Source organism: Paenibacillus sp. FSL R7-0273 (assembly GCF_000758625.1).
Classification (GTDB): domain Bacteria; phylum Bacillota; class Bacilli; order Paenibacillales; family Paenibacillaceae; genus Paenibacillus_AQ.
Genome location: NZ_CP009283.1, coordinates 988980 through 1005378, shown reverse-complemented (window position 1 = coordinate 1005378; position 16399 = coordinate 988980). Strand labels below are relative to the sequence as shown.

The following is a 16399-nucleotide window of genomic DNA, read 5'->3' as shown; positions in this document are numbered from 1 at the left end:
CGGCAAACAAAACTCCCATCAATTGCGGGCAAACAAACCTTGATTCAATAGCCGTAAGCACAAGTCATACTGCATATTCTCCGCTGAATATAACTTTCTAATGTACAAAGCCTGCCTTTGCTGCAGGCACTAACAATAATATAGCAGAAACTGCGGGAAACCGAAAATTGCGGCCGCCGGAGCGTTTGCGGGCGGGTCTGGGGGGCAGGTTTTGGGGGGCGAGCAAGTCGGAGGCGGACAAGTCGGGGGCGAGCAGGTCGGAGGGAGGGCAAGTCGGGGGCGGGCAAGTCGGGGGCGGGCAGGTCGGGGGCGGGCAAGTCGGGAGCGGGCAAGTCGGGGGCGGGCAAGTCGTACGGGTCTGGCGTGGCAACTTGGTGATACGCATTTTTAGACATAGACTACAGTAACATTCAAGCGAGCACCTGCGCCCCACTACCAACCTGCTCATTCACTCACCATCAGCCTCTCACCAGCCTATTTAAAGGGATTTTTCCCTTTACTTGCTCACCTTCGGCCCCCCACCAGCCTATTTAAAGGGATTTTTCCCTTTATTTACTCACCTTCGGCCCCTCACCAGCCTATTTAAAGGGATTTTTCCCTTTATTTACTCACCTTCGGCCCTCCAACAGCCTATTTAAAGGCATTTTTCCCTTTATTCGCTCACCTTCAGCCTCCTTCCAGCAGTAAGCTCCGAAAATGCGGGCCTCCAACAGCCCCATAAAAAAGAAGCAGCCAGCTTACGCCGGCTGCCCCTTCCATAATCCACACAGGTAATATTTTACCAGAGGTTATCTGCCACACCTTACAGGTACCGCCATTCCCCCTGCTCCTGTGTATGCTTACCCTTCAAAGCCATTCCATTGCGTTACTTCCTCCAGCGGCAATCTGGCTGTGGAGCGTCCTTCTGCCGCCGCTTTGCCGAGGGAGATCAGCATCACCGGCTCATAACGCTCTGGAATGCTGAACAGCTCGCGTAATTTTTCGGGAATAAAGCCGCCCATAGGTACGGTATCGTATCCCCTTGCTTTGGCTGCCAGCATCAGCTGCATGGAGATCAGTCCGCCATCGATCAGGGCGATTTCCTTCAGCTTCCCGGCCGGCATGGCCGAATAGCTGTCTCTGCTGCGTTTAGCCATCGCTGCACCTATTTCTGCAGTGATATATCCGGCTGCCTCGGCGTACTCATATATTTTCTCCGCATTGCGGTAAGCTTCGATATCCCCAAGAACAGCAATTGTAGCAGAAGCATCAACAACCTGCTGCTGGTTGTACGCGATGGGCAGCAGCTGCTGCTTCAGCTCCTGATCCGTGATCACAATGAAGCGCCATGGCTGCAGATTGGATGAGGACGGGGCCAGAATGGCATCATTCAAAATCTCTTTGATCTCCTCATTGGAGATTTTCCAGGACGGGTCATATTTACGCACCGAATGCCGATCCCGGATCACCTTACTAAACGCTACTTCTGCTTTCAATTCTGTTGTCATTGTCTAACTCCTCCTCTTCCTGATCCCAATTCTGTGATTAAAAATGCACAGTTAACCTCAAAAAAAATTCACTGTTCCTATGTGCCGTTAAGCCTTTAACTGTAATTTATTATGCACAGTATAATTCACAAAAAAGCGTCCTGTCAACAACCAGACCTCCGCACCATTTCAGCAAGCGTATATTTTTCCAGCACAGTCATCATACTGCGGTCCATTTCATTAAAAATATCGCTGCAGGCGTCCATCATCTGCTCCCCCAGCGCATTTCCGCACATCGTCTCATTCACCGCTTTACTGCACGCTTCGTCTGCCTCAAGTGCCTGATAAACGTCGGCAAGGGTCAGCTTGTCAGGGTCACAGTTAAGCGCGTATCCGCCATCCCGGCCTTCTTTGGTCACCAGGATCTGCGCACGCGTCAGCTTGGCCATTGTCTTTCTCAGCAAAGTCGCCTCCGAGGAGAGCAGCTCAGCCATTTCACAGCTTGAACAGGTATCCCCTTTACGCGCCAGCACCACAAGCGCCTGCAGCACCAGGCCGAAGGTTTTATATTGGGAAGCACTACCGCTGCGTGTTTTTGTCATATTGGAGCCCCTTTCTGACTCATTGATGTATGTTAAGTATAGAACGCCGGACCTTTTTTGGCAAAAGAAAGCCCCTGCCTTACAGACCACGGGTCCAGACAGAGGCTTACTGCTTATATATACACGAGATGTCAGCCGGCAGGCCTACCCGCCCTTTAAAATCGGTTACAGCTTAGCGATCGTTTCAGTCAGAACCGGTACGATCTGGGATTTACGGGATACTACACCTCTGAGCAGCGCTTTGTTGTCATCCAGCTTCACATTGTAAGCCTGCTCTACTGCACCAGCGAGACGGCCGAGCGCCAGACCTACAGAGTCGTTGTTCAGAATGTCGGTTACTACGAACAGGAAGAGATCCAGTTCTTTTTCAGCAATAATGGCAGTAAGGGCTGCTTCCAGCTCTGCCTGCTTGGAAAGCACATCGTTAACGTCAACTGCGTTGACCTGGGCGATTTCAACCTTGTGGTCACCCATTTTGAATTCCTTGGCATCCAGGGAGATCAGCTGGGCAATGCTCTTGTCACTGAGGTCAGCACCGGCTTTGAGCATAGCCAGACCGTATTCTTCAGCATTGACACCGGCGATTTCAGCCAGCTCACGCGCAGCAGCTACGTCCTGCTCGGTGCAGGTCGGTGATTTGAACAGCAAAGAATCGGAAATGATTGCGGACAGCATCAGACCGGCGATTTCCCGGGGAATCGCTACACCGTTTTCTTTGTACAGCTTGTTCAGGATAGTCGCTGTGCAGCCTACAGGCTCGGCACGGTAATAAAGCGGGTGCGCGGTTTCGAAGTTGGCGATCCGGTGGTGGTCGATTACCTCAACTACACGGACCTGATCAATTCCGTCTGCACTCTGCTGGCGTTCGTTATGGTCAACCAGAATCACCTGTGCGGCTTCTCCGGCAACACTTCCTACAAGACGGGGTGCAGCCACGCCGAATTGGTCAAGCGCAAACTGGGTTTCGCCGCTTACTTCTCCCAGGCGTACCGCTTCAGCATCCCAGCCCAGTTCTTTCTTTAGTGCTGCATAAGCAATAGCTGAACAGATTGTATCCGTATCCGGATTTTTGTGTCCAAAGACGAGTGTTTTTTCCATTTCCAATCTCCTTACTTTGTTTTTTGTGAGAATAATATACCATACATTGATAGGGACAAGCCAGAAAAGGAATAGAAGTCTTCGCAGCCTTCGCAGTCACTGAATTGTGCACAGCTAGATGCCTTTGATCACCGCCATCGGTTTGCACTTCGCTACAACTTCGGCCAGCCCGGCTCCAGTGATGCTGTCGATGATCTGGTCCACATCCTTATAGGCTTGCGGGCATTCATCGAGGATCGTCTCCAGAGAACGGTGGTTAACGATAATTTCCTCATCCGTGCCGACCTGCAGCGACTGGCTGAACTCATTCACCGTCACCGCCAGACGGGTTGCTCTTCTGGACCGCACCCGGCCGGCACCATGGCAGATGGAGTAGAAGTTTTTCAGGCCCTCCTCGCGGCCAAGCATAATGTAAGAAGAGGTGCCCATGGAGCCGGGGATGAGCGCCGGATGCCCTGTTGCTTTATATACCGGCGTATTCAAAAAATGCCCCGGCGGCAGCGCCCGTGTCGCCCCTTTACGGTGCACCAGCATCGGCTGCCCGCGGTGGAACTCTTTTAACGCATAGTTATGCATCAAATCATACAGCACCGGCATTTCAAACTGTGGTCCGAACAGCTCCCGGAAGGCCTCCTGCACCCCAAAAGCAATCATATGACGGTTCGTTACGGCAAAGTTCAGCGCGGAGTACATCAGATTCAGATAGGTCTGGCCCTCACGGCTAGTGACTGGCGCATAATTCAGGTTCGGATCGGGGTTCGTTACACCCCAGAGATGCATAGCTTCCTTAATAGTCTTCGTATGCTCCCGGCCGACCATCGCTCCCCAGGCACGTGAGCCGGAATGAATCATTACTACTACACCGCCGTCAAAAAGCCCCCATTGCGCCGCCAGCTCCTTATGCTCCTCTGCAATCTCAAGGTACTGAATCTCGCAAAAATGATTCCCGCTTCCCAAAGTCCCGAGCTGGCCGTGGGCATTTTTGCGGATTTTGGGCGGCAGCTGCTCCAGTGCAGTATGGTCATAGCGGAAGTTGCTTTCCTCCACATGGGTGATCCATTGCGGGGACGGGATATATTTTTCCGGCAGACCGTTCAGGCCATTCCGCACAACCTCCATAATATCGATATCGGCATAGTTGCTGTTGACGCGTTCATTGGTCGGGACATATTTTTCAATCGCTTCGATCAGCTTGCGGCGGACCTCCTTATCCTGCAGATCCCGCTTATGCAGCGGCGTCGTGTGCACACGCATCCCGCAGCCGATATCCACACCGACAATCGAAGGCGAGACCATCCCGTCCTTCATATTCCACACCGCCGTTGTGCCGATACAGGTACCCACGCCGACATGCGCATCCGGTGTATAAGCCATATATTTATTGCGCGGAATCCGCAGATTGTTGTCAGCCATCTCAAACACCTTGTCTTCGAAAGACCCGAAAATTTCCTGATTGGCGAACACATGCAGCGACCCGTGCGGGAGCTCCAGCTGATAGTGGTTGTTACCGTGCGATTTGATGTTTCTGGTCATTGCTTCTCCTCCTGTGATGTTAATTTATATAAAAGAAGCCGCCGGTCTGCGCGCGTCTCTGCTTCTACCTGTATACAGGTGCAGCAAAACTCGCACAATCCAGCGACTCTCATCCATCGTCTATTGCCGCAGCACGGCTATGCCGTGTCGCGGCTAATGTAGACCAGACCTGTGCCTCTGCCCCTTGTGAGAAGGAGAGGTGGCGGGATGAGAAAGATTGCTGCCGGATAAATAGCTGCCGAATAGATAAAGCCTGCGCTTTTCGCTGCGCCGTCTGGATTCGGCGGGACGAAGGTTCTGCGGGGACAGGCTTGTCTCGGGATCTTTTGCCGGGCTTAGGGCTGTAGCTGAAGCCGTAGCTGTTTGCGTAGCCGGAGCTTGCTCCAGATCAAAACCTGTGCCAAGCTCTATGCCTAGCGCCGCTGCCAGCTCTATGTGCTGCTCATACCATCTCAATACTGTGTTCATTAGTCTCTCTCCTTTCAGGGAATATGGGGGTTAAGACGCCGCTGGCGCCTCGGTCAAAGGGATTTTTTCCTTTCATTTCAACATTTTGGCCCGCTAGCATCCCGGTCAAGGGGATTTTTCCCTTTCATTTCAACTTTTGGCCCGCTAGCATCTCGGTCAAAGGGATTTTTCCCTTTCATTTCAACTTTTGGCCCGCTAGCGTCCCGATCAAAGGGATTTTTCCCTTTATTCAGGTGTCAGGGCCCGGGATTCAGTAACATTAGCGGGACTCTCTCCTCTAACCTTGCCTGCACTCTGTCTAATAACAACAAAAAGGCTGCGTCACGCCGCCCTTTTCTCCGCCTCTCTACAAGGTCAAAGAAAAAGGCTGCGGTGCACGCAGCCAGAGATCCCGGTATTGCCATAGATAAGGGTGCAGAATCAGATCTGCCTGACCCAAGGCAAGGGAGTGCTGCGTGAAACCTGAGTTTCCTCTGGATAGGAATATGCCGGACGGTCGAAAGGTATCGTTAGCTCCCGGTCAAATAGCTGGCTAACGTGTTCATCCCTGTTCAATGTCTGCATTGTTCCTGCTCCTCCCTAAGCCTCTGCGGCGTAAATTTGTAGCCAGCTTACCATGTATTCCCAGACACTGTCAACCACTTACCTCCTGCAGCTCACCGGTCAATAAGTACACGCTAGCCTTGAGCACCATAGCTAATACTAAACTCAAAGACAGCTAATATAGTCTACAACAGCGTGGAAAAATAAACGGCTATGTACGTATACGTCCATCACCTAACTCTGCTGTGTACGCATACGTCCCGTCAACTAACTCGGACCGGTACCAAACTGCGCCAATCCGCGCAGCGTTGCGGGCAGCGGATCAGGCACAGCGCTGCTGTCCAGCGGCTCGTTATCTCCGAACAGATCCGGATCCACAGCAAGCATGCCGCTTAGGATGCCGGTAGTCTCCACTGCCCCGCAGATCATGACAGGAGCATCGCCAAACTGCCCTTTGCGCAGTGCTCCGCCGTCCTCCAGCACATGCTCCACCTTCCAGAAATGCTGCGACCACGACAGTCCGCAGTGCCTGCGCGACGGTACAGGGATCTCCGTTCCGTCCGGCGTAACCGTGTACAGCTGCTCCGGCTCATCGGTCATCCGGCCGGGAATATCCACCCACTCCTCTATGCCGTGAATAAACGTGTTGCGCCGCAGATCCACGCCAAGCAGCATGATTTCCGCTCCCCGGTCCAGCAGCTTGCCGTAGACCGATCCGCGTGCACAGGGGGTATCCCAGCGGTGATCCCCGGCGGTAAAAGCTTCGGCATCCTGCCCAAGGGCAGCTACCGAGTGGGTGGGATGCCAGGAACGGATAACGCCCGGACGCCTCCGGAACAGCTCCGGCAGGATCCCGATACAGGACGGTGAATCCTGCACAGAAAAGCGCGGATTTGCCGCATCAATATACGACCAGGTATGCGTCGGCAGGACAAGCAGCCCGTCCTTCATATATTCGGACAATACATCCAGTACGGTATCAGCGCCACCTTCCACGGGTCCGATACTTTTTAACGAGGAATGGACCAGCAGGGTTCCTTGAGGATTAATATTAAGCTCCTTCAGCTGTTTGAGCAGACTGGCTTTCGTATGCATTGTAATAATCTCCTTTTTTGCGGCCGATATGCAGTTTCTACTTGCAATTCAGCCAACTTACTATTAAAATTATAGTAACTTAAATAAATTCACCAATTAACTCTAGAAGCTTTAGCAAATAATGAAACAGCATCCGTGAGCTTTACCTTTTCAGTTGTCATCTTCACTCACAACATTCCATAAATACGTTCACACCATTCCCGTCTATCACATAAATCCAAGGAGGACCTACCATGAGTTTAACACTAAAAGGCCTGCACCATGTATCCGCCATTACAGCCAAAGCGCCGGAAAACTACAAATTCTACACCGAAGTTCTGGGACTACGGCTGATTAAAAAAACAGTCAACCAGGATGATATCTCCGTCTATCACCTGTTCTACGGCGATGAAGCCGGCAATCCGGGCACAGAGCTGACCTTCTTTGAGCTCCCGAACGCCGGACGCAACCGGGACGGCAACAACAGCATCTCCGCCCTGTCGCTGCGCGTACCGGATGACAAAGCACTGGATTACTGGAAGGAACGGCTCACAGCCTTCAACGTGGACCATGACGCCGAGACCGCTGACCGCGGCGGCCGTCTTACGCTTGGCTTCCGCGATCATGAAGGCCAGCGGTTCCTGCTGGTCTCTGACCAGAACAACCAGGGGGTTGCCGGCGGCACACCGTGGCCGGCCAGCCCTGTACCGGCGCAGTTCGGCATCACCGGCCTCGGCCCTGCCCATCTGACCGTCGGGGACGCCGAGCCTACAACGCTCGTCCTGCAGGATCTGATGGGCTTCCGCCGCAAAGGAAGCTATCCTTCACCGGTGGCCGGACAGCCGGACATCGTAGTATTCGAGACCGGCGAAGGCGGCTCCGGCGCTGAAGTGCATCTGGAGGAGCGCAGTGATCTGCCGCAGGAGCGGCTGGGCCGCGGCGGCGTGCACCACGTTGCCTTCCGGGTAGACAACGACACGGAGCTGAAGCAATGGATTGAGCGGATACGTACCGTCCAGCTGCCCAACTCCGGCTTTGTGGACCGCTTCTATTTCCGTTCCCTGTACTTCCGCGAGCCGAACGGCATCCTATTCGAGCTGGCTACGGATGGGCCGGGCTTTGCGACCGATGAGCCGCTGGAGCACCTCGGCGAATCCCTTGCCCTGCCCCCGTTCCTGGAAGCAAAACGGGAACAGATCGAGGCTTATCTCAAACCGCTGGATACCCGGCAGCAGTCCTGATAAGGGCGTCTATGAGACACCGGCCCAATCGTCCCAAAGCACCAGCTCAAACAGCTGCGTTCCATATGGAACGCAGCTGTTTGTATTTTATCCCTTACAGAGCGTAGTAACGCCTTAATATCAAAGGCTGGCCCGTAAAGCGTTTAGCTCTCTGACCAGGTAATTGTAAAGATATTAAAGCCCGGACGTGCCGTAGAAGGCTTGCCTGTAATGGACACCGGACTTGTGCCGCCCAGCCGTCCGGTAATCTTCACCGTGGTTGCCGAGACTGTCTGCGAGGCATTGTCCAGCCGTTTGATTTTGACATATTCATTGTATACAAAGCCCATTGTCTCCAGCGTTTCCTGCGTGGAGTAGCTAAAGGCCGCCTTCTTCACGCCGTCAGCATCCGTATCCAGTGTTGTAGCGATGATTGCGTCACCAGGTATCGGAAAATCCTGCGGCAGGTTCACCGGCCGTATCGTGCTCTCTACAGGCGCAGCAGCTCCCGAACCTGAACCAGAGCCGGAGCCTGTGGACGCTCCCGCCTCCGCACCGCTGCCGATCCGGACTTTGTAATTCACGGCATCATACGTAATCGGCACATCCAGCGCCTCAGCAACCGAGCGGACCGGTAAATACGTAAGCCCCTCGTAGGTAATCGGTCTTAAGGTTTTGCCGTTGCCGTCTCTGAGCCAGTATGGCGTGCCGTCCACGACAACACCGATACTGTTGTTCAGATAGGCTTTTATCTCCTGAAGCTTGGCTCCGGCGAATACACCGGCTGAACCGCTCAGCGCCATGCCTGAGGCAACAGCGGCGATCAGCCATTTTTTGTTCATTTTCACGATAATCCTCTCCCGTATATTAGGATGATAGAGCAAGAAATACTGCGTCCTAATCTATTTACCACCGGAAGAAGCGCTCCAACCTTTTACAAAGCGGTAAAATACCCGCAGACACCGTCAGGCTGATGACTCAGCGCACAATATCGAGCAGCTCTGCCAGGTCGCGGATTTCATAGGTCGGCTTAACACCGGCGCTGTTCGTTTTAGCCAAAGGATTAAACCAGCAGGTATCAATACCATAGTTCATCCCGCCCCGGATGTCAGAGGTCAGGGAGTCGCCGACAATCAGCACCCTGCTTTTATCAGACAGGCCAAGCTTGTCAAAGGCATAATCAAAGATCCCCGCAGCCGGCTTCTGATAGCCTGCTTCCTCCGAAATAATGATCTGCTCAAAGGTCTCCGCCAGCGGCGAGCCTTGAATCCGGGACAGCTGCACATCCTTGAACCCGTTCGTAATAATCGCCAGTCTGCAGCCTTCAAGCGCACCGCACAGCTCAACCGCCCCCTGGATCAGAAACGTGCCTTCGCCCAGAAAGCGCAGATACGCCTCACTGAATTCCTCCGGATTATACTGCAGATTATGCTGCATAAACAGCCGGTTAAAGCGCTCCACCCGCAGTGCAGCAGGGGTAATCTGCCCCGCCTCCAGATCAGCCCACAGTGCACGGTTAATCTCCTGGTAGCTGTCAGCATATTCCTGTGCTCCGGCCGGCAGCCCGAAATGGGTGAACACATTCAGAAACGCCTGGCCCTCGGCCATTCCATAGTCAAACAGCGTATCGTCCGCATCAAACAGAATTACATCGTATTTCATCATCAGCCTCCAAATTTTATGTATAATCGACAAGGTAACGCCCTCTGCGATATAATCGAGACAGCCCTGCACATAAGACAATTTATCGTGGAACATCTTAAGCTTATCTTCTAAAAAAATCAACGGTGGTGATTGTCATTTTTTACGTTTTGGCATTTCTGGTATCGTTTTGCATCGTTTATCTGCTTATTCCTCCGCTTGGCAGGCTTGCGTTCCGGCTTGATTTTGTGGACAGGCCCCGGGAGGATGTTGAGCGCAAAATTCACAGGGAGCCTATTCCCCTGACAGCCAGCTATGCGATATTTATCGGCTTTTTCATTACATACCTGCTGTTTGCCCGTGATTTCTCGCTGGAGACGCTCGCTCTCTTTATCGGCGGGGTACTCCTGCTCACTATAGGTACTATTGATGACTGGTACAAAACCAAAGGCAAGGATTTTCCGGCCCTGCCCAAGTTCATTGTACAGATTGCAGCGGCTGTTCTTGTATTTCTGTCCGGCAATGCCTTTACAGGCTTTATCAACCCGTTCTCGGGAGATTATGTCTCCCTGCCGTTTATCCTGCAGTTCATTCTGACGATCGTCTGGATCTTCGGTGTTACTACAGTAATTAACTTCTCTGACGGCATGGACGGGCTGGCCGGCGGGCTTACAGCGATCTCAGCTGTTACCTTGTTCATCGTTGCCGTTACGAAGGGCCAATCCGCTTCCGCGATCATGGCGATTTCCCTTGTGGGTGTCACACTGGCTTATTTACGCTTCAACAAAGCACCCGCCAAAATCTTCATGGGCGATGCCGGAGCTACCTTCATGGGCTTCATTCTGGCAGTTATCGCACTGGACGGGGCGTTCAAGCAGGCTACAATGCTGTCCCTGTTCATCCCGATTCTGGCGCTCGGCGTGCCGATCTTCGACAATCTGTTTGTCGTAATCAAGCGGTTCCTCCAGGGTAAAGCGATTTATCAGGCCGATGCCAGCCAGGTCCACTACCGGCTGCTCAAGGCAGGCCTAAACCAGAAGCAGGTTGTTGCCGTGCTTTATCTGGTCAGCGTCTGCCTGTCGCTGTCCTCCATTATTTTGCTGCTGATTGAAACGTAACGGATTGTGCAGCAGCTTGGCTTGCTGTCTAAAACAGCAGCACCCCCCTCGCTTATGTGAGGGAGGTGCTTTTTTGTATTCAGCCGTTCTCCTGAATGAAGTCATACAGCTGCCGGTAGATGCCTACAATCTCCGTCATCGGCATCCGGACCAGACCGCTGGAGGAGGGGGCGACGAATTCACGCACCCCGTCGACAACCGGCTCCGCTGTCTGGAAGCCCCATTCCGCCTTGGACCTGCGGCTGAACTCCGTGTAGACACCTTTGCCCACAAAGCAGGCAATCTGCGGCCGGTATTGCTCCAGCTTCCCGCGCAGCAGCTCCCGCCCGGCATTATATTCCTCACGGGTGATATCCTCCGCGCCTACCGTAGGCCGGGCTACAATGTTCGTAAAGCCGTAACCAAGCTTCAGCAGCTCGCCGTCCTCTGCAGCCTCATACAGGCGCGGAGTCAGGCCGGACTGCTGAAGAATCCGCCAGAAGTTGTTGCGCGGATTCGCATAATGATGTCCCAGCTCCCCGGAGCGGATGCTCGGGTTAAAGCCGATAAATACAATCTGCAAGCCGTTCTCCAGGTGATCCGCCACTTCTTCCATGAACATCCCTCCTCTCACTATATAGATTTAACTATTTCTTGAACTATACCCGCTGTCTCCTCGGAGGGCTGAAATAACTGTATTTTCTGCAACTAAACTTGGCTAATTAGCTCCGCTGCAGGTTTTAACTGCACTCTGTACACTTATATTTGCTGAAAACGCCCGAAACCGGCTTTCCCGAGGAAAATAAATGTACAAAATACATTTATTTTCTAATAATGATTCATTTCCTCTGTTTTAATTGTACAAAGTACACTTAAAACTGATTTGACTTTGAACCGACTAACTGAGGTCAGCGCTTTAGGAGGGAGAGCAATCCGCTGCCCGCCGCTTTACCTAAGGCGGGAACAGGATTCGTTTTGTTAGGCTCTTAATGACGTATAGTTATTTCTCCGCATTCTCCAGCTCAGCTATGCAGTCTGCAGGAACCGCTCCTGCAAGCCACACCTCATTGCCTGCATAATAGAAGGTTACGCCGGAATCCGCTGCCTTAACCGTATCTATGGCAAGAAGCACAAGCTTCCCCCGGCGGCGGCCGGCCAGAGATGCAAAATGAAGCCCCTCCGACAGATGAACATACTGCCGGCCCATGGGCTTCAAGCCTTCCTTCAGGATGACGGATAGCGCACTCTTGTGTGTTCCATGATAGAGCACAGCCGCAGGCTCTCCCGGCGGATATTCCACCCTGGTATGGCTGTGACCGTACCGTGCACGGATCCGTTCCCCCTCTATGGCGAAGCGCTGCTTCTCACTGTTCGCTACCGTCTGCCGGATGTCAGCCCCGGTGATCCCTGACCACTTGGGAGCTGCTGTGATTACATCAAGCAGCTCTTCCAGCAGGCAGGAGCCGTCCTCCGGATCAAGGATTAATCCATACTGCTCCGGCGTGTGCCGCAGTATCCTGGTCATAAATTTGCTGAGGGAAACCTCAGCTTTAGCATCTAACATCCTGAATAACTCCTTCTCCCGCTACAGCCGGGGATCAACCGGGTCAGACTCCAGTGCAAGCGCAGCCAGTACACATTCATGCACGCGCTCCAGCGGCTCCTTGCGGATGAACCGGTTCACGGATTCCACGCTGAGCGCGCATTCCATCAGGGCGTGGCGCTCTTTCTTGGAGGTTCTGCGCTGCTTGAGCCGTTTCAGGTTATCCGGCTGCAGGTAGTCGATACCGTAAATAATGTGCAGGTATTTCCGGCCCCGCACCTTGATGGCCGGCTGGATCATCTGTCTGCCGTTTCTGGTTATGAAGATTTCCGGCTTGATGACGATCCCTTCATGGCCGTCCTCCGTCATGTCCTGCCACCACCCGATAACCTCCGCTTCATCAGCCCCGCTGCGGATGACCCGGTATTCCGTCTCCATGAACAACGGTGAAATTCCGGCCAGCAGCCGGGCCTGCTCCATATGCCAGATATGGCTGTGGTCAAAAAAGCTCTGCCCGCTGTGGGCCAGCGTATGAAACGGGGCAATCCGGATTCCCTCAAGCCCGCTTACATCCCAGCAGTATTGCTGGAAGGCCTTGCGGAAGACCTGGACATTATGCAGTTTCGCTTCCATCTCCTGCACCCAGCCGGAGACATCACGGCCCGCCGCTTCTGCCTGCCGCAGCTTGACGAGCAGCTGCTCACGGTCCATTTCCGCTGCTTCGGCGACATGGGCGTATTGGGTGGCAATCAGCTCACGCGCTTTGAGGTTCCAGGGAATAATCTCAGCATCCAGCAGCAGCATTTCCGTATTGTGCTTTGTAAAATAACCCGCCTGCACCAGATCGGCATTCAGCCGGGCCAGCACCTGCGCTTCCGTCTCCCGGTCGAAGAAAGGCCGGCCTGTACGGCTATAGATGGTGCCCAGCGCCGGCCGCCCGATATAGGACACAGCCGCCTGCTCGTCACGGAAGAGAAGCAGCACGGCACGGCTGCCCATATGCTTTTTCTCAGCGACCATCGTGGTAACTCCCTGCGAACGGAAGTAGTCAAAGGCCTCCTGTGGATGCTCCAGGTAAGACTCATCAGCGGATACGGACGGAGTCGGGCTCATCGTCGGCGGAATGTATACCAACTCCTCCAGCGGAACGGTATAGTGGGAGACGCTGTCTACTGCCGCCTTCACATATTCGCCTCGCACGGAGAGCTCGCCGTACGCGTCTGTAAGGACAGAATAGCCGTTCACCAGCCTGCTGAGGTTAGGCGGAGCAAACCTCCCCCGCTCCCAGCGGACCAGCGGGCTGTCCGGGTCTTCCGCATAATCACGGTACGCCTTAACGCTGACAAATGCCTGCTCAGGGTAGCGGTAAGCTGTAAGGGAGCCGCCGAACACCACTCCCTGGTCGATGTTAATCGTGTTCTTGACCACCGCAGGATAAGGCCGCGGATCGTGTCCCCAGACAATCAGCTCGCCTGATTCATGGCCGGTATACCACTCTTTGCGCACTGGTGCTCCCGCAGCGTCCATCCCGTCAGTGTCGCCGTAGCGGCAGAAATCCTGAACCCGCCGGGACTGCCTGCCGATATACTCGTCACGGATGCCGGCATGAGTGATAACAAGCCTCCGCACCCCGTCCCGGCACATGACCAGATGACTGGGGGCCGATAACAGAAACTGCTTCAGCTCTTCTTTTAAGGCTGCCGCCGCTTCCATACCGGCTTCCTCTGCCAATAATCCGAGCTCGGCGGCAATCCTTTCGTCGCCGTGGCTCAGGGTGACATTGCGTCCGCTGAGGTAGCGGGCGATTTTCCAACCGTGGTTGCTGTCAGTCATCCGGGCAATCCCGGCGCCGCAGTGCCGCTGCCAGAAGATCATCGTATCCAGCGATCTCGGCCCGCGGCTCATGACATCACCGACCGAGATTAGCGTCCGGCCGGCAGGATGCCTGTACAGCCCCGCCTCGTCGGGAGCATAGCCCAGTTCTCCGAGCAGCTCCAGCATTTCGTCATAGCAGCCGTGGATATCGCCGATCACATCAATGCCGGCGCCAATCTCTGCCAGCAGCGGATTGTCCCGCCGCACAAACTGTACAGCCTCAGGCTCCTTGAGCATGTATGTAAAGTCAAAGCCCTCCTCGCGCAGCCCGCGCAGCGAGCGCTTGAACTGGCTGTACTGGCTTTTGACCCGCTGACGGCCGCGCGGCTGCTCACGCGTCTGGTCCCGCGCAAGCAGCGTCTGCTCCGGCACATCAAGCACCCAGGCTACACAGGGCAGATCATGCCCGGCAGCGATCTCTATATATTTGCGCCGGTATTCCGGCTGCAGATGAGTAGCGTCCACTACAGTCAGCTTGCCCAGCCTGCTGCGCATGGACACTACCGTGTTCATTGCCTCGAAGGCCAGCCCGGAGAGCTTCTGATACTCAGAATAAAGAATATCCGCCTCCTCCCGCGGCCGTCCCTTCCAGTCCAGGTATTCGACATCTCCAACCAGTGTACGGTAGGTATCCGAGGATACCATTTCCGTCTCCAGCAGCACACCTTCCTCTACCAGTCTGCGGAGCAGAGTGGTTTTACCGCTGTTTGACGGCCCGACCAGCACGATAATGCCGCCGTGCGGAAACGGAATGGTCCGCTGTGCTTCATTTTTTTCCGTCATTGCAGGTGTTCTCCTCTCGTAAATACCGCCATCTGCGTCGGGTATCCATACTCTGCAGAGTCTTCACCGATTCCTGTAATCTCAGCTGTATATTGAAAAGCTTCAGTCCAGCGGGTGCACCAGGCCGAGAAGGCTTCACGCCCCCACTCAAACCGGTGGTCAGCATGCCGGATTTCTTCCTGCTCCAGCCCGTATACGGTGTTGTAATCCTTGTTCGGCGTTGTCACAATCAGGGTCTTGGGGGCATATTGGCCAAATATAGTATCTATCACCCGGTCCAGCCGGTGTTCATCAATGTGCTCTATAACCTCACAAAGAATCATAACATCTCTGCCGCACAGAGACTCATCAAAATAAAACAGCGAGCCGGTAACAGGCTCGGGAACAACCGCTCCCGGCCTGCCCTCAAGCTTGGCAAAGCGCTCCATCGCCCGCAGCTGTGCAGTGGCTGAAGGCTCAACCGCCCGGATCTCGCGGACGCCCGGCACACTGCTGAGCCTGGCCGACAGCTTGCCTTCTCCGGAGCCGAAATCAACAATGCTTGCTTTGGCATCCAGCTCCCCGACCGTCCGGGCAATGGCCTCGTAACGCAACTCATTGAGCCGCACCTTTGGCGCTTCTTGTACTTCGGGCAGAGCACCGGAGGCGCCAGATGCGCTGGAGGCAGCTTCTGCTGCTGCCAGTTGACCAGCGGCTATCCCGGAGCCGTCCGGGGCAGCGGCCTGCAGCTCTTTTGCAGCTGTTTCCTCATACTGTCTGATCATTCCGGCAAAACGCAGCGTACGCTTCAGAATCAGTGTCCGCTGCGGATGCTGCTCCAGCCAGCCTGCACCGTAACGCCGCACCTTATCCACTTCGTCTTCACTGATGTAATAATGCTTGTAATCATCCAGTGCGGGCATCAGCACAAACAGCTGCTGCAATGCAGTCTGCACGGTCTGCCTTCCTTTAAGCCGGATATAGCGTACTGAGCTGCGCGCTTTTAACGCAAAGGTATATTCCGCATCGCCGCGCTCCAGGGCAACCTCATAGCCGAGAGCCCCGAACAGCTCTTCCACCGTGCGGTCAGGCAGATTGGAGGCCACAGGACCGAAGCTCAGCTCCAGCTGAAGCGGCTGTGTGACCCAGGGCAGGTATGCTTCCTTGGGCTTGCCGTTCAGCGCCGTGCCGAGTGCTCCGCGGATATAGGAGCAGAACAGGCTGCCGGTCACGAATTCACGGTCATTGATATACTGCGTAATGTCATTATGTGCTGAGGAATCTCCCTTTACGAGCTCTACCGGATCCGGCGTTACATAGATGACCGCCTCCGCCTCTTCCTCAGAGGAGGCGGTAAAGGCAATACGGACTCTCGCTTCTTTTTCAGTCCGGTCGTACAGGTTGTTCGGGTTTTTGGCCAGCAGATGGGACAGCATGCCCGCTCCGGCTCCGGTCGCCCTGATGATTAAATGCATCT

14 protein-coding genes are annotated in these 16399 nt (G+C 54.3%); 2 read left to right on the top strand and 12 right to left on the bottom strand.

What is annotated here, in order from left to right; translation table 11 throughout:
- Nucleotides 1-839: 839 nt before the first annotated feature.
- From R70723_RS04325 to R70723_RS04300, 6 genes are all read right to left on the bottom strand, one after another.
- Nucleotides 840-1487, bottom strand: coding sequence for a nitroreductase family protein (locus R70723_RS04325; RefSeq protein WP_039870080.1), 648 nt, complete (start codon nucleotides 1485-1487; stop codon nucleotides 840-842).
- Nucleotides 1488-1630: 143 nt separating this feature from the next.
- On the bottom strand, nucleotides 1631-2068 hold the full coding sequence (locus R70723_RS04320) for an RrF2 family transcriptional regulator (protein ID WP_039870079.1): 438 nt from the start codon (nucleotides 2066-2068) through the stop codon (nucleotides 1631-1633).
- 165 nt (nucleotides 2069-2233) lie between these two features.
- Nucleotides 2234-3166 carry a manganese-dependent inorganic pyrophosphatase gene (locus R70723_RS04315; RefSeq protein WP_039870077.1) on the bottom strand — a complete coding sequence of 311 codons (933 nt, stop codon included), beginning with the start codon at nucleotides 3164-3166 and terminating at the stop codon, nucleotides 2234-2236.
- Between the two features lie 114 nt (nucleotides 3167-3280).
- Entirely contained in the window at nucleotides 3281-4699 is a 1419-nt protein-coding gene (locus R70723_RS04310) for an RtcB family protein (protein WP_039870075.1), read from the bottom strand.
- A 153-nt stretch (nucleotides 4700-4852) separates the two neighbouring features.
- On the bottom strand, nucleotides 4853-5167 hold the full coding sequence (locus R70723_RS04305; RefSeq protein ID WP_039870074.1) for a hypothetical protein: 315 nt from the start codon (nucleotides 5165-5167) through the stop codon (nucleotides 4853-4855).
- An 810-nt stretch (nucleotides 5168-5977) separates the two neighbouring features.
- Nucleotides 5978-6805, bottom strand: coding sequence for an AAC(3) family N-acetyltransferase (locus R70723_RS04300; protein ID WP_039870073.1), 828 nt, complete (start codon nucleotides 6803-6805; stop codon nucleotides 5978-5980).
- A gap of 233 nt (nucleotides 6806-7038) precedes the next feature.
- Between R70723_RS04300 and R70723_RS04295 the strand changes: the two genes are divergently transcribed.
- Nucleotides 7039-8025, top strand: coding sequence for a ring-cleaving dioxygenase (locus R70723_RS04295; RefSeq protein WP_039870071.1), 987 nt, complete (start codon nucleotides 7039-7041; stop codon nucleotides 8023-8025).
- Between the two features lie 143 nt (nucleotides 8026-8168).
- On the opposite strand, the gene R70723_RS31880 is transcribed toward R70723_RS04295, so the two are convergent.
- Nucleotides 8169-8852, bottom strand: a complete 684-nt coding sequence (locus R70723_RS31880) for a stalk domain-containing protein (protein ID WP_052421182.1) — start codon at nucleotides 8850-8852, stop codon at nucleotides 8169-8171.
- A 130-nt stretch (nucleotides 8853-8982) separates the two neighbouring features.
- Complete coding sequence (locus R70723_RS04285; RefSeq protein ID WP_039870069.1) at nucleotides 8983-9666, bottom strand: YjjG family noncanonical pyrimidine nucleotidase; 684 nt, start codon at nucleotides 9664-9666, stop codon at nucleotides 8983-8985.
- Nucleotides 9667-9794: 128 nt separating this feature from the next.
- Here R70723_RS04285 and R70723_RS04280 point away from each other — a divergent pair, with 128 nt between their 5' ends.
- Entirely contained in the window at nucleotides 9795-10763 is a 969-nt protein-coding gene (locus R70723_RS04280) for an MraY family glycosyltransferase (RefSeq protein ID WP_063837782.1), read from the top strand.
- A gap of 79 nt (nucleotides 10764-10842) precedes the next feature.
- On the opposite strand, the gene R70723_RS04275 is transcribed toward R70723_RS04280, so the two are convergent.
- The 4 genes from R70723_RS04275 to R70723_RS04260 form a co-directional block, all read right to left on the bottom strand.
- Complete coding sequence (locus tag R70723_RS04275) at nucleotides 10843-11358, bottom strand: mismatch-specific DNA-glycosylase (protein ID WP_039870067.1); 516 nt, start codon at nucleotides 11356-11358, stop codon at nucleotides 10843-10845.
- A 384-nt stretch (nucleotides 11359-11742) separates the two neighbouring features.
- On the bottom strand, nucleotides 11743-12306 hold the full coding sequence (locus R70723_RS04270) for an RNA 2'-phosphotransferase (protein WP_039870066.1): 564 nt from the start codon (nucleotides 12304-12306) through the stop codon (nucleotides 11743-11745).
- Nucleotides 12307-12327: 21 nt separating this feature from the next.
- On the bottom strand, nucleotides 12328-14943 hold the full coding sequence (locus tag R70723_RS04265) for a polynucleotide kinase-phosphatase (protein WP_039870064.1): 2616 nt from the start codon (nucleotides 14941-14943) through the stop codon (nucleotides 12328-12330).
- Nucleotides 14940-16397 (bottom strand): 3' terminal RNA ribose 2'-O-methyltransferase Hen1, encoded by a 1458-nt coding sequence (locus R70723_RS04260; RefSeq protein WP_039870062.1) that lies wholly within the window; start codon nucleotides 16395-16397, stop codon nucleotides 14940-14942. The genes R70723_RS04265 and R70723_RS04260 overlap by 4 nt, the downstream gene beginning before the upstream one ends.
- Nucleotides 16398-16399 lie beyond the last annotated feature (2 nt).